Source organism: Pedobacter sp. Leaf41 (assembly GCF_001422545.1).
Lineage (GTDB): Bacteria > Bacteroidota > Bacteroidia > Sphingobacteriales > Sphingobacteriaceae > Pedobacter.
This window is the reverse complement of sequence record NZ_LMLE01000001.1, coordinates 497,658-511,939: the sequence shown is the minus strand read 5'-3', so window position 1 is coordinate 511,939 and position 14,282 is coordinate 497,658. Positions and strand designations below refer to the sequence as shown.

The window sequence follows — 14,282 nt, the reverse complement described above, 5'->3', positions numbered from 1 at the left end:
TTCTGGGGAGGTTGGGTGGGGCTAATAAAACATAAATGAACAACCTATATATCCCCCCAATAGTTAAAAACCTGCTAATCATTAACATTCTCTTTTTTGTAGGAACTTATTTTTTAAGTTCTACCATTAATTTGGAAGATATGTTAGCGGTTTATTATTTTGACTCTCCAAAATTTGGCGGCTGGCAAGTAATCACTTATATGTTTATGCATGGTGGTATTGCTCACATTTTCTTCAATATGTTTGCACTTTACTCCTTCGGAAGTTTATTGGAAACGCGTTGGGGAGGCAAAAAATTCCTGATATTTTATTTGATAACTGGCCTGGGCGCTTTATTACTCCAATGGGCAGTTCAAGCCATAGAGGTTAACCAAATTATTGGCCATTTTACGCTGTACGAAGGCTGGCAAAATCAAATAAAAAGTCAGGCAGATTACCAAACCATAGGGCAAATTTACGGTGGAGGCATGTTAGGTGCCTCAGGGGCAGTATTTGGTTTGTTGGTAGCTTTTGGAATGTTATATCCAAATGCTGAACTTTATATTATGTTTATCCCAGTACCGGTTAAAGCGAAATATATCATCCCATTTTATATTTTAGTTGAATTATTTTTAGGCGTTAGTCGTTTTGAAGGCGATTCAATTGCACATTACGCCCACTTGGGGGGTGCTTTAATCGGCTTCATCCTGGTTAAAATTTGGAAGGATAAGAACACAAACTTTTATACTTACTATGAATAATACGGTTAAAGATTTAAAGTTTAAGATTTTTCAATCGGGCAATCCGCTATTTCTATATATAGGAATAAACGTGATTATCTTTTTGGTTACCGCCATTATTGCTGTATTCTTATTTTTAGGCAGAACCGATTTCATCATTGGAGATTGGATTAGAGAGTATTTTGGTGTACCGGCTCAAATTACCGCTTTGCCAACCCGATTCTATACCATTTTTACTTACATGTTTGTTCATGATGGCTTTCTGCACCTGCTGTTTAACATGCTTGGTTTATTCTGGTTTGGTAATATCTTTATGAACTTTTTAAAGCCCCGTCAATTTCATTTTGTGTATCTCGCAGGCGGTTTGGTTGGTGCTTTGATTTATATCGCAGGGTTGAATATCATCCCTGCCTTTGCCGATGGATTAATAAACAGAACTGTTGTTGGTTCTTCGGCTGCAGTAATGGCTATTATTGTTGCCACGGCTACACTGGTACCAAACTACAGCATTATGCTCTTACTTTTTGGAGAAGTAAAAATAAAATGGGTGGCCATTGTATATTTCCTATTGTCATTTTTAGGGTTATCGTCTGCTAATGCGGGCGGGAATTTGGCGCATATTGGCGGCGCACTTCTGGGTTTCATCTTTATTAAAAGTTTGCAAAAAGGGGCCGACTGGAGCAAGATCTTCGAACGCAAACCTAAGTTAAAGGTTGTGCGCAATGAACAACCTACGCCAAGAAAACCGGTTTTTAATGAGGTTTCTCAACAGGAAATTGATGCCATTTTAGATAAAATATCTTCATCAGGTTACGATAAACTATCTGCTACAGAGAAAGAAAAACTTTTTAAAGCAAGCAAAGATTAATGGCGAAAAAGAAATACAATTTCTTCGATAAACTTTTACTACCTGTTGCAGTACTACTGGCAATCGCTTTAATACTTGGTACTGTTGCCGGCAATATGGATCCACGTAAACATGCATTAATTGCATTTTTTGGCCTGGCTTATCCTTACGTATTATTTTTTCATATCATTTTTTTGGCCTGGTGGTGCATTAGTAAAAAATGGGTTTTCGCTATTCTAAGCATCATTGTTATTGCTTTTGGTTTTAAAACATTGAAAGCAACTTTTTCATTTGGCGGCGATAAAGGTGGCCCGGAAAAAGTAGAGAATAGCATCAGAATGATGACTTACAATGTGCATACTTTTAAACTTTATGGAGGCGAAAATGACGAATCGGTAAAAGAAAAGATGCTTAAAGTTGTGAAAGATGAGAACCCTGATATTATCTGTTTCCAGGAGTTTTATACCCGCTTTAAAGGCAACTTTGATATTATCGATAGCTTAAAAACGGTTTTAAAATTAAAACACTTCTATTTCGTACCGACCAATAAGAACGACTTCGAGGCTTACGGACTGGCTATTTTCACCAAATATCCGATAGTAGGTAGCGGCAAAATCCCTTTTGTAGATGGTTACAGTGGCAACATGAGCATCTATGCAGATTTAAATATTTCGGGCAAAACACTTCGGGTGTACAATGTTCACTTCCAATCTATTTCGTTTGAAAAACAGGATTACGAATATTTGGACAAGGTTAAAGAAATGAATACCCAGCTTCAACCTTCAAAACGAATTTTGCGTATGCTTAAAAGTGCGTTTTTAAAACGCAGCGGCCAGGTAGATTTGATGAAAAAGGAAATGGCATCTTGTAAAACCCCCTATTTAATCGCCGGAGATTTTAACGATACTCCAGCATCGTATGTGGTTACTCAAATTACTGAGGGCTTAAACAATGCTTTCGTTAAAAAAGGCTCGGGTATGGGCAAAACTTACAATGGTAAGTTTCCCAACTTTCAAATCGATTATATTTTAACCTCAAAACATCTCGAAGTGTTAAACTATAACATCACGGAGGCGAAACTATCGGATCATTTCCCAGTAAGAAGTGACTTAAAGTTTGCCGACTAACCGCTCAAATTTGTTTATCACCTTTTCTATTACCGATTGCTTTCTTACCATACATCAACAAAACAGGAATTTGTAATGGTGATATTTGACGCACAAAATTGAAAGAAAATATCATGAGCTTAATAGATGCACTAAACTGGCGTTACGCAGTTAAAAAAATGAATGGTCAGCCTGTAGAACAAGATAAAGTTGATCAAATTATACAAGCAGCTTTATTGGCACCAACGTCTTCGGGCTTGCAGCCGTTTAAAGTTATCGTAATTACCAATCAAGAATTAAAAGAAAAAATTGCTCCTATTGCTTATAACCAATCGCAGATTATTGATTCATCACATCTATTGGTTTTTGCGGCGCAAGAAAATTATACTGACGAAGGTATCGATAAAGTGTTCGACAGAATGAATACGGAACGTGGCTTACCTTTAGATACAACTGATGCTTATAAAAACCAGTTAAAAGGGATGATCTTGTCGAAACCAGCAGAAGAAAACTTTCACCACGCTGCTAAACAAGCTTACATCGCCTTTGGTATCGCACTTGCTCAAGCTGCCCTTTTAAAAGTAGATTCTACTCCAATGGAAGGCTTTAATGCTGCAGAATTAGATGAGTTATTAGGCTTGGATAAAAAACAATTAAAAAGTGTAACTTTATTGCCATTGGGCCATAGAGACGAAGCTGGAGACTGGTTGGTGAACATGAAAAAAGTACGCACACCTTTAAACGAATTTGTAATCGAATACAAATAAGAAATTCACATCCAAAGGTATAACAGAACAAGCTATTAAAAGTAGCTTGTTTTTTCATGCCCTTTTTTTTGACCTAACTTTTTTTATGTAAAAAAATGTTAAAGATGCATACAATTTAGGTGCTCTATTTTTAATTGGATATATTTACCTTTTAGTATTTAATTTCCAATTCATGAAGATTTTTAGATTACCGTTTTTAATATTTTCAATCTTATCACTCCTAAATTTATCTTCTTCGGCACAAACTGATACCGTTAGCATCAATACTTTAATAGCGAAAACCAGCAAAGCTCTAAACGATTATCCTGCCGAAAAAATTTATCTTCATTTCGATAAGCCTTATTATGCCATTGCAGATACCGTGTGGTTTAAGGCTTATGTAACGGAAAATCAAAATTTCTTATCGGGCATAAGCAAAATCGTTTATGTTGATGTGATCAACCAAAAGGATTCGCTTATCCAAACTTTGAAGTTGCCTATTGTAGGTGGCGTGGCAAACGGAAGCTTTCCATTAGATCAGGTAAACTATAAACAAGGAAACTACCATATTCGGGCTTACACCATGTGGATGTTAAATTTCGACGATCCGAGTTATTTCAACAAGACATTTTACGTGGGTGAGGCGATAGACAAGGAGGTCAAAACGCATATCACTTACAAGAATACTTCGACAGACAAGCTGGAGAAAATTGATGCCCGTATCCAGTTCAAAGATGCAAACAATAAGCCTTATGCAAATAGAAACGTAAGCTGGCAGGTGGTAACAAGTTTTACAGTGATTGCAAAAGGCAGAGGAACTACCGATGCGAACGGCTACCTGACCATCGCCATGACTGCCAATCAAAAAGCCGAATATCAGCTTAAAAAAGGTGAACTGGTTACCTCCATTAATACTACCGAGAAAGATCTGGTGAGCAATAGTTTTCAACTGGAAAATGCCATCGTTACTAAAGATTTTCAACTTTTTCCTGAAGGAGGAAGCCTGATTGCTGGCCTAACCAATAAAGTTGCCTTTAAAGCCATTAAAAGTGATGGTTTGGGGATTAATTCAAAAGGTACCGTAACCGATAATAATGGCAAACAGGTTGCCACATTTACGGCCCAAAGATTAGGAATGGGAAGCTTTAATTTGCTTGCCGAAAGCGGAAAAACTTACAAAGCCAATGTAATCTTTGCCGATGGAACCACACAAAGTTATTCGTTGCCAGCAGTTAACGAATCGGGCATTTTGGTGAGTGTCGATAACAGCAACCCGGAAAACGTTGCGGTTAAAATTATTTCAAATGATACTTTTTTCCAGCAGAACCAGGGCAAGAAATTTTACCTGGTTGCGCAAAGCAAAGGGGTTATTTGTTACGGTGCCCAAACTGCACTTTCTTCCAAAGAATATAGCACCACTATTTTGAAATCTAAATTCCCAATGGGAATTGCCCAGTTTACACTATTTACAGATGCTGGAAAACCTTTAAGCGAGAGATTGGTTTTCGTTCAAAATAAAAATGCATTAAATGTAGCGCTATCAACGCCTACACCAACATCCGGAGTTAAGAAAAAGGTTAAAGTGAATATCGCCGCCAAAAAAGATGGCGCTCCGGTAGAAGGTACATTTTCTATTGCGGTAGTTGATGAGAGCAAAGTTCCCTCTAGTGAAGACGGTGCTACAACCATTTTAACCGGCTTACTTTTAAGCAGCGACCTGAAGGGATACATTGAAAAGCCAAATTATTACTTCAACGCACCCGATGCAAAGAAAAATGCCGACCTGGATGTTTTGTTGCTTACCCAAGGATATCGATCTTTTAAATACACCGACATTTTAAGTGGCAAATTACCTAAAATCAGCTTCTTGCCCGAGCAGGGTATCGACCTTACGGGTGTTTTAAGAATGAATAACGGTATTCCTGTGAGAAAGGGTACGATATTGGTAACCATTCCAGACAAGCGTTTCAATTCGCAGGTGACTACGGATCCGGTAGGTAATTTTAAGATACAAAATCTGGTATTAAATGATTCATCAAAAGTGACCATCTCGGCCAAATATAATGTGAACTATAAAGCCATGACGATTAGTTTAAATGGATCGCCAACGCCTGCCTTAACCAGAAATTTTAGTGCTGCAGAAGAGGTTTTAAATATCGATAGCGCATTAACTACTTACTTAGATAATAGTAAAAAGCAGTATGCATATTTGCACACTTTAAAAGATGTGACCATTAAAGCGGCTACAATACCGAAGGTAAGCCACAAAGATTATCCTGCTTTAAGTGGTTTAAGTCAAATTGCCGACCATGAGATAACGGGTGATAGATTACAAGGTTGTAATTTACTGATTAACTGTTTGCAAACGATGATGGCTGGTGTAACTTATATGGATAATAATTTTTATGTGAGCAGAGATTATAACCAAGGAAACAGAACGCCAATGGGCATTTTCATCAATGGAATGAATGTGGATGTAAATCAGATTAATACTTTAAATGCATCTGAAATAGAATCTATAGAAATCTTTTTAAGAGATGAGCTTGGCTTGGTAAACAGGGCAAACAATGTGAACGGGGTAATCGTAATCAATCAGAAAAAAGCACCGAAAGGACAAAAGATATCGAAAGCACAACTTTTGGATATGCTACCTAAAAACTACGAGCTCACGTTCTCTCCGCAGGGATATAACAAGGAAAAACAATTCTACTCGCCACGTTATGATGTGCCGGCAAACATGAACAGAAATGATCTGCGCACCACTATTTATTGGAATCCAAAAATTGTAACGGATGCCACCGGAAATTCTTCGGTAGAGTTTTACAACGCCGATGGTAAAGGGCAATATAAAGTGATTATTGAAGGTATTGATGCCAATGGAAATATTGGTCGATCGGTAATGAAATATTTGGTGAAGTAGAAACGAAACCAAAGCTAAAAGGGCGTTAGATTTGAAAATCTAACGCCCTTTTTTATGTGATTAATAAATTGGATAAGGAATTTGCTCTCCCCTTAAACCAGCCAGAATATTCTCCACAATTAACTCGGCCATGGCCACTCTGGTTTCTTCGGTAGCAGAGCCAATATGGGGTAAAACGGCAACACTCTCCATAAATAATAACGGATTATTTTTATCCATTGGCTCCGGATTGGTAACATCCAAACCTGCACCCCAAATAATCCTTTCTTCCAAAGCTTGCGTTAAGTCTTTTTCATTATGGATACCGCCCCGAGCTGTATTGATAAAGATAGCATTCGGCTTCATTTTCTTGAATACATCAATCGAAAATTTACCTTTGGTTTCGTCCGTCAAAGCAGTGTGAACCGTCAATACATCACTCTGTTCCAAAAGCTCATCGAATGAAACATATTTGGCATCAAGCTCTTTTTCGGCATCCTCATTTCTAGATCGGTTATGGTAAATTATCTGCATGCCGTATGCGGCTTTGCATTTCTTCGCCATTTCCAAACCAATTTTACCTAAACCAAAAACACCAAGCGTTTTACCATTGATTTCAATACCTAGTTCCGTTGCAGGCTCGTATTTTTCCCACTTGCCATCAATAATTTTCCTGTATGAAAAGAAAGCTTTTCTCGATACCGCTATCATCAATAAAAAAGCAGTTTCGGCTGTTGCGGCACTTAAAACACCAGGCGTGTTTCCGATAGCGATATTTAATTTCTTGGCAGTTTCTACATCAACCTGATCAAAACCAACCGAATGAAGTGCTATTACTTTTAAATGTTTACTAGCATTTAAAAAATCGGCATTAATTTTATTCGGGCCAACACTTATAAAGCCATCTTGATCCTTGCAGGCTTCTATCAGCTCTTCAGGTGTAATTTGTCGTGTTTCTTTCCACTGGGTAATTTGTATATGATGATCTTCCAATTGCTGCAAAGCAACGGGCGCAATGTTTCCACTTATAAATACTTTCATACTCTTGAAACAGCAAATAAATATGGGTGTTTTAGCAAAAAAATATTAGCCATTACTTAACCTCAGTGCTCAGCTTTTGATAGGTGTGTGCGCTGAAATATCCTAAAGCATTGTTCGAAATATTTGATGGCGGGTTAGCAGGTGTAGTGCCTTGATTTGGCCCACGGCCAGATTGCTGACTTAACGTATACCAATAATCAAAAATATTGGAATCGATGCTTTCGGCCTCTACGCTAATTTTATCTCCAGATTTTAATCCATCATCGTCATCATCATCAGATTCATAATAAAGCTGAATACGCAATTTATTTCCGTTAGTCAAGCGATCATTATTCACATATACTCTTCGTGAAAATAGATTATTTACATATAAATTGAAGTGATAAAAATTGGTTTCGTTCTCAGGATCAACTAAATAAGCGGCTGCAGTTTTACGTTCGTTGCCAAAAAAAGAATTGGTAACCACACCTATCGAATCCAATTTTACGCGGTTTGGCATTTTAGAACTCGCGGTATACGTTTTGCCTTCTACACTTACATTTAAGCTATAGGTATTACCAGAAATGCCACGCATTGCCTGCACATAAACGCCTGGTGTTTTTTCCATAAACATATATCTGCTTCCTTTGTCGTCAGTTACGATAACAGTGGCGCCAGATACTTTCGGATAAATGCCCTTCTCATCATAGCCGACAGTTTTACTAATCACGATCTGCTGATCAATGAGCTGATCGGTAATATTGCCTTCGATTACAATTTGCGCTGCTGCATTATTGGTATCCACTTCGATAATTTTTTTACAGGAAGTAAAGCATAAAGTCAAAACAGCGATATATTGAATAAATTTCTTCATGGTTTTAAAATTTAAAGTTCCAGGTTACCGATGGAATAATACCGAATAATGATGTTTGCTCGGCCACTGTTTTACTTGGATCGGTCGGATCGTTAATAAATTCGACAGAATATGGATTTTTTCTACCCAAAGCATTATACACGCCAAAATTCCAGCTCGATTGAAATTTCCCTTTATTTCTCCCTTCAAGTGTTGCACTTAAATCTAGCCGCATGTTGTAGGGCATTCTACCGGCATTTCTTTGCGTGTAATAATATACCGTTTGGCCTCCGACATTATATTTCCCTGCCGGATAAGTCACCGCATTTCCTGTGCTGTAAATTAAACTCGAAGAAAAAGTCCAGCGTTTATTTAAATTATAAATCCCCACAAACGATACATCGTGTGTACGATCTTGCCTGGATGGGAAATAATTACCATTGTTCAATTCTGCAAACTTTCTTTCTGTTCTTGATAATGTGTAGCCCACCCAACCATTCAACTTTCCGAACTTCTTTTTAAAGAACAATTCCAACCCATAAGCCCTACCCGTTCCATATAAAAGTTCTGATTCTACGTTTGAATTGCCTAACAGTTCAGCAGCATCTCTGTAATCAATTTGGTTTTGCATCCATTTGTAATACACTTCGCCAGAAAATTCATAGCTATTTTCAGCAAAATTTCTGAAATAACCAACAGCAACCTGATCTGCAATTTCTGGTTTAATGTTATTGCTACTCAATACATATTGATCAGTTGGCGAGCTTGATGTAGCATTGGTTAAAATGTGTATATTCTGCGTATTTCTGTTATAAGAAGCTTTAACTGAATTCTCTTCATTAAACAAATAGCTCAACGAAAAACGCGGCTCCAGGTTTAAGTAATTCTTATAAAACTTACCGCTTTCTACCTTATCTGATGATAAAATATTGCCATCAGGATCGTAACTACCGAAATTACCCGGCCCTAATAATGAAAATGCAGCCAATCTTAATCCATATAATAAATTCAGTTTTTCGGTTACCGCCCATTCATCAGAAACATATGCCGCACTTTCTAAACCATATCGTTTTTCTTGCGTAAGCGGATTAACCTGCGATTCCTGACTGGTGGTAATGTCAATTGGAGAAATGCGGTGATGCGTGGCATTTAATCCAAAACGCAAAGTGTGCTTGTTGCTAAAATATTGAAAATCTTCTTTAAAGTTGAAATCCCGCACTAATGAGGTCGCCTTGAAATTGGTTACATCATTTAACAACCTCACCGTATAATTGTAGTTATTGTAAATTAATGAGGTATTGGAAAACAAACGATCATTAAAAATGTGATTTAAACGGATCGTTGTCGTTACATTTCCCCAATTATTCTCAAAAAGATCCTTAACGCCAATATTATCTTTACCAAAATAACCTGAAATATAAATGGTGTTTTTATCGTTGATTTTGTAATTGGCTTTGGCATTGATATCGTAGAAATTCAAAGTGCTGCCATTTATCGATGAATCTGGCGAAGCTCTTAAAAACAAATCGATATAAGTTCGCCGAAAACTCACCATAAACGAACCCTTATCTTTTACAATCGGCCCTTCTGCTTTCAATCGCGAAGCAATCAACCCAATTCCACCTTGAAACTTAAATTCCTTATTATTTCCATCGTCCATTTTAACATCTAAAACCGACGATAACCGACCCCCATATTGCGCTGGCATACCGCCTTTGTATAAACTTACATCTTTAATAGCATCGGCGTTAAAGGTGGAAAAGAAGCCCAATAAGTGCGAAGAATTGTAAACCACAGCCTCATCTAAAATAATTAAATTTTGATCGGCAGCACCTCCGCGAACATAAAAACCCGTATTGCCTTCGCCTCCGGATTTTACACCTGGCAAAAGCTGAATGGTTTTCAAAACATCTTTTTCGCCCAATAAAACCGGAATAGAGTTTAACGATTTCATATCAATACGCTCCAAACCCATTTGAGCGCTTTTTACGTTTTCATTTTTACGGTTATTGGCGCTCACCGTAACTTCGGCTAAGTCATTTGCATCCTTTAATTCTTCGTTCAGTTTTGTATCCTTATTCAGATTGATAGTTTTTATAACACTTGCGAACCCCGTGTAGCTTATTGTTACGGTATAAGTTCCTTCAGGCTGAGTAAGGGCGAAATAACCGTAGTTATTGGTTAGCGTACCTGCAGAAGTTGCACCAGTAATTTTAACTGTAGCTCCGATAAGTGTTTCGCCAGAACTTGCATCGCGGATAGTGCCACTTAAGGTAAATTTATTTTGTGCAAAAAGGGTTAAACTAAAAAAACTGAGAAAGAAAATGAGCAAATACGGTTTTAACGGCATGTTTAACGGATCTGATTTTTAGGATGTTTTCAAATGTACGAATTTGAACCGTCTATCTTTTTATCAAATGCTTTTCAACAGCCTTTTTCCAAATGGCGTAACCCGCAGCATTCATATGTAACATATCTTCCACAAACAATTCAGGACGGTTTTGCCCATCCCTGGTAAGCATTAAGGGATAGATATCTACATATTTCGCATCAAGCTGTTCGTTTATAAATTTTTTGATCAATGCATTGGAAGCAACGGCCTTTTCTCTAAATTTATCCCTACTCGGACTTGGTTTTATCGAAATATAAAGGATAGGCACATCTGGCAATTTTGCTCTGATGGAGTTAAATAATCTTATGGTTCTGTTGAGTACGCTATCTGCAGTAGTTTTTGGTTCTGGAAGATCATTTTCACCAACATACAATACAATTTGGCGTGGGTGATAAGGGAAAACGATATCATTTAAATAGTAAGTAATGTCGTTGGTTACTGCTCCGCCAATACCACGGTTCAAAGCATTGTATTTTGCAAAAACCTGGGTTAAATCATCCCATTTTCTAATTGATGAACTGCCTACAAACAAAACCGGGTTAACCGGCGGTTGAAACATTTTATCGTACTTTTTAATCGTTTGTACATCATCCCAAAATGGAGGCTTCGATTGGCTGAACGCAGTAAGTAAAACCAGTTGTGAGAGCAGTAGTGTAAAAAATATTTTTTTCATATCAATCATCATTGTTCAATTGCACAAGATAACAATCATCAAATGAAATTTATATAAAAAGACTGTGACTGACTTGCCGCGTGATTAGTTAGCTATTTCCTGGTCATTATTTCCTGAATTCCTTCTGTCAGCTTTTTAACTTTTATATACCCAGCCATAGATGTATTTCTTTTATCGAAGTTAATTTCGAGCCATCCAGAGTTAGCTTTTAAATTGACTTTATCCTCTCCATTTAAATTCACTAACAAATCGATATTTTGCTTAAGTGGTAGTTTATTGTTCAACGCACTGTCTAAATATTCGTTTAATTGGCGGGTTTTACCTTCGTCAAATTTTGCTGTAAACTTAAATGCTGTATTGCTATCTACAATTTTCAGGGATAAATTTCCGCCCTTTGTGTTGCAGCCAAAGCTAAAAGATGCCAATAAAATTGAAGTAATGTATAATAATATTTTCATGTTGATTTGTTTTAATTATTGATTAATAATTGTTCAATTGCTAATTCAGGCAAGACTCCAGACTGTGGGCTTTGGACTCCAAACTCCAAACTAAGAACCAGCTCTGTTTTTAATATCCTCCGTAGCCGTATTTCTCGATCTAGCCGACTTCACATTTTGGTTTCCGAAACCATAGCTAATGCTAAAATTCGCTCTTCTGCTGGTGTAACGATTGGTAACTGTCATGTTTACATTCTGATAAATCAAACTTCCTGCCCAGTAATTCGTCAAAAATATATCGTCCATATTTAAACGCAGCTTAAGCTTTTTATTGAGCATGCTTTTTTGAATTCCTGCGTTAAAGGCATATTGCGTAACTGTGGTTCGCTCTACACCAGAAACACGCGGCGTATTTAACCAAAAATTAATTTCTAGGCTGAAGTTTTGGGGTAATGTAAAAGAACTGGAGCTGTATAAATTTACTGCTGCCTGGCCTGCGCTGTATGCTCCGCCTTCTAAATTGCCATCTTCAAATTTGCTATAATAAACGCTGGCGTTATTTTGCATGTTCCACCATTTAGCAATCTTAATCGGTACATACACACCAGCAGAAAAATTCTGGAAACGACCTAAGTTTTGCCTGATCACACTGATCACCCTGGTTTCATCATTTTGCTGACTAATTTGGGTAATCATATCTCGTGTATCTGAGTAACCCAATGTTAATGAAGTTTCCTTATAGCTATAATTAATTTCGAAGCTATTGGTAAACTGTGGTTTCAAATATGGATTTCCTTGATCCAAAGCCAATGGATCCATATAAAAAACAAATGGGTTGAGCTGTTGATAGTTAGGACGATCTACTCTCCTGCTATAGGAATAACGAATATTATGCTTTTCGCTGATTTTTTGGTTAACAAATGCAGTAGGAAACAAGGAAAGGTAATTTCTTTCAACCTCTTTATTATCCGTAATCGAATTTCCGTTAGAGTGTGTATGTTCTGCTCTTAAACCAAGCTGAATTTGCCATACCTTCCATTCTTTAGAGAAATTGGCATAAGCTGCATTGATGTTTTCTTTGTAAACGAAATTGTTCGATTTCCCTAAATCATTTTGCCAAACGCCTGATGAAAATTGTTCAGATAAAAAATCATTATTGGTTACCACATAACTGCTTTTCAAGCCAGTTTCAATTTTCATTGTTTTAGAAAGTGGAAGCGTTAAGTCAGTTTTAGCGGCATAAACATTAATTTTTGCATTGGTAGTATTACGCAAAGTTGTTTTATTGTCCGAGTTTCCATTGGCATTTAAATAGTTAGCCAAAAAATTCTCTTCCTTTTCATTGCTAAAGCCTGAGTAATCTGCATCGAAAGTTAAGCTCTTCCCATTTTTATCAAAATCGTGCTTAATATTAAAATTCGCTGTCAAGTTGCTGGCTGGCGAAGTGGAATAAGCATCTTGCAGAATAGTACTTAAAGTGGATATTCCATTTTGCATTGCATTGATATTTGTGTTACTAAAATTGGTAAGCTTGGTTTTAACCGTATTGGCATCCAGCATTACTCCGAAAACAGTTTTCTCTGAGGCATAATAATCTGTACCCAATTTGCCTTGGAAACCTAAACCCTTATTCTTGCGATCGAAATTTTGAGTGAGTGAACTGGCCAAACCATTGGCTAAAGTGGTACGATTTAAGAATGTATTATTAAAGTTGGATTTTCTAGCCATGGCGCCGTTGCCAAAAACATTCCATTTTCCTTGCCTATGGTTTAAATTCAAATTTACTCCGGCACGGTATAAATCAGTTGGCGAATTGGGCATTAATCCTTGTCCACCATTAAAAGAAATGGTTCCGTTTGTACCATATGCTTTGTTTCTCTTTAGTTTGATGTTAATAATTCCTGCATTTCCTGCAGCATCATACTTTGATGAAGGATTGGTTATCAATTCTATGGTCGAGATTTGTTCCGCACTCATATTGCTTAATAATGCGGTCACATCTGCCCCTGATAAAAAATTGGTTTTCCCATCGATCATAATTAAAACTCCCGATTTGTTGTTGAGCTTAATTTGTTCACTTTGCCTGTCAATCTGCACGCCTGGTGCTTTCTCCAAAACGTCCAAGGCTGTTCCGCCAGTTGCGGTGATACTATTTTCTACGTTTAAAACTGTTTTATCTATTTGGTGCTCAATAAAAGGTTTTTTACCTGAAATACTCACTTCTTTCAATTGCTTAGTTAAACCTTCCAATTTTATATTGGGCATTTTTAGATCAGCTGTTAATAAAATTCGATCCGTTTTTAAACTTTTATAGCCTACAATAGAAACTGATAATAGATAACTTCCGCTTTTTAACTGAGTAATTTCGTAAACCCCATCTTGATTGCTGGAAAAGCTTTTTACCACACTTGTATCTGCAAAGTTCATTACTCTAATGATGGCAAAAGGTAAAGCTGCCTCTTTTTCATCAACAATTTTCCCTGTTATTTTATAGAAATTTTGGGCAAAGGAAACCCCACACACCATTAGGCATGCCATTAGCACTAGTAACTTCTTCATGATATTTTTTTAATGCCTTTTGAGGCGAATT

11 protein-coding genes are annotated in these 14,282 nt (G+C 37.1%); 5 read left to right on the top strand and 6 right to left on the bottom strand.

Annotated elements, in window-relative coordinates:
* Window positions 1–35 precede the first annotated feature (35 nt).
* The 5 genes from ASE92_RS02220 (at window position 36) to ASE92_RS02200 (ending at window position 6,338) form a co-directional block, all read left to right on the top strand.
* A complete protein-coding gene (locus tag ASE92_RS02220) occupies window positions 36–740 on the top strand; it encodes a rhomboid family intramembrane serine protease (protein ID WP_056848468.1) in 705 nt (234 codons plus the stop codon).
* The gene (locus ASE92_RS02215) at window positions 733–1,587 is read left to right on the top strand and encodes a rhomboid family intramembrane serine protease (RefSeq protein ID WP_056848467.1); all 855 of its coding nucleotides are present in this window, start codon (window positions 733–735) and stop codon (window positions 1,585–1,587) included. The genes ASE92_RS02220 and ASE92_RS02215 overlap by 8 nt, the downstream gene beginning before the upstream one ends.
* Window positions 1,587–2,693 carry an endonuclease/exonuclease/phosphatase family protein gene (locus tag ASE92_RS02210; RefSeq protein WP_056848466.1) on the top strand — a complete coding sequence of 369 codons (1,107 nt, stop codon included), beginning with the start codon at window positions 1,587–1,589 and terminating at the stop codon, window positions 2,691–2,693. Before ASE92_RS02215 ends, ASE92_RS02210 begins: the two co-directional genes overlap by 1 nt.
* Before the next feature lie 113 nt (window positions 2,694–2,806).
* Entirely contained in the window at window positions 2,807–3,439 is a 633-nt protein-coding gene (locus tag ASE92_RS02205; protein WP_056848465.1) for an NAD(P)H-dependent oxidoreductase, read from the top strand.
* 172 nt (window positions 3,440–3,611) lie between these two features.
* A complete protein-coding gene (locus ASE92_RS02200; protein WP_056848464.1) occupies window positions 3,612–6,338 on the top strand; it encodes a hypothetical protein in 2,727 nt (908 codons plus the stop codon).
* A 60-nt stretch (window positions 6,339–6,398) separates the two neighbouring features.
* On the opposite strand, the gene ASE92_RS02195 is transcribed toward ASE92_RS02200, so the two are convergent.
* The 6 genes from ASE92_RS02195 to ASE92_RS02170 all read right to left on the bottom strand — a co-directional run bounded on the left by ASE92_RS02195 (window position 6,399) and on the right by ASE92_RS02170 (window position 14,251).
* Complete coding sequence (locus ASE92_RS02195; protein WP_056848463.1) at window positions 6,399–7,358, bottom strand: D-glycerate dehydrogenase; 960 nt, start codon at window positions 7,356–7,358, stop codon at window positions 6,399–6,401.
* A gap of 52 nt (window positions 7,359–7,410) precedes the next feature.
* On the bottom strand, window positions 7,411–8,211 hold the full coding sequence (locus ASE92_RS02190) for a DUF4249 domain-containing protein (protein WP_056848462.1): 801 nt from the start codon (window positions 8,209–8,211) through the stop codon (window positions 7,411–7,413).
* Window positions 8,212–8,215: 4 nt separating this feature from the next.
* Window positions 8,216–10,540, bottom strand: a complete 2,325-nt coding sequence (locus ASE92_RS02185) for a TonB-dependent receptor (protein WP_056848461.1) — start codon at window positions 10,538–10,540, stop codon at window positions 8,216–8,218.
* A gap of 52 nt (window positions 10,541–10,592) precedes the next feature.
* Window positions 10,593–11,255 (bottom strand): GDSL-type esterase/lipase family protein, encoded by a 663-nt coding sequence (locus ASE92_RS02180; protein ID WP_056849250.1) that lies wholly within the window; start codon window positions 11,253–11,255, stop codon window positions 10,593–10,595.
* A gap of 92 nt (window positions 11,256–11,347) precedes the next feature.
* Window positions 11,348–11,713, bottom strand: a complete 366-nt coding sequence (locus tag ASE92_RS02175; protein ID WP_056848460.1) for a hypothetical protein — start codon at window positions 11,711–11,713, stop codon at window positions 11,348–11,350.
* A 90-nt stretch (window positions 11,714–11,803) separates the two neighbouring features.
* Window positions 11,804–14,251, bottom strand: a complete 2,448-nt coding sequence (locus ASE92_RS02170) for an outer membrane beta-barrel protein (RefSeq protein WP_082454884.1) — start codon at window positions 14,249–14,251, stop codon at window positions 11,804–11,806.
* Window positions 14,252–14,282: the final 31 nt, after the last annotated feature.

Excerpts from the sequence above, each read along its gene's own strand:
- ASE92_RS02200 (WP_056848464.1), top strand. The coding sequence starts at position 3,612 with ATGAAGATTTTTAGATTACCGTTTTTAATATTTTCAATCTTATCACTC.
- ASE92_RS02210 (WP_056848466.1), top strand. The coding sequence starts at position 1,587 with ATGGCGAAAAAGAAATACAATTTCTTCGATAAACTTTTACTACCTGTT.
- ASE92_RS02175 (WP_056848460.1), bottom strand. The coding sequence starts at position 11,713 with ATGAAAATATTATTATACATTACTTCAATTTTATTGGCATCTTTTAGC.
- ASE92_RS02170 (WP_082454884.1), bottom strand. The coding sequence starts at position 14,251 with ATGAAGAAGTTACTAGTGCTAATGGCATGCCTAATGGTGTGTGGGGTT.
- ASE92_RS02220 (WP_056848468.1), top strand. The coding sequence starts at position 36 with ATGAACAACCTATATATCCCCCCAATAGTTAAAAACCTGCTAATCATT.
- ASE92_RS02185 (WP_056848461.1), bottom strand. The coding sequence starts at position 10,540 with ATGCCGTTAAAACCGTATTTGCTCATTTTCTTTCTCAGTTTTTTTAGT.
- ASE92_RS02190 (WP_056848462.1), bottom strand. The coding sequence starts at position 8,211 with ATGAAGAAATTTATTCAATATATCGCTGTTTTGACTTTATGCTTTACT.
- ASE92_RS02180 (WP_056849250.1), bottom strand. The coding sequence starts at position 11,255 with ATGAAAAAAATATTTTTTACACTACTGCTCTCACAACTGGTTTTACTT.
- ASE92_RS02205 (WP_056848465.1), top strand. The coding sequence starts at position 2,807 with ATGAGCTTAATAGATGCACTAAACTGGCGTTACGCAGTTAAAAAAATG.
- ASE92_RS02195 (WP_056848463.1), bottom strand. The coding sequence starts at position 7,358 with ATGAAAGTATTTATAAGTGGAAACATTGCGCCCGTTGCTTTGCAGCAA.
- ASE92_RS02215 (WP_056848467.1), top strand. The coding sequence starts at position 733 with ATGAATAATACGGTTAAAGATTTAAAGTTTAAGATTTTTCAATCGGGC.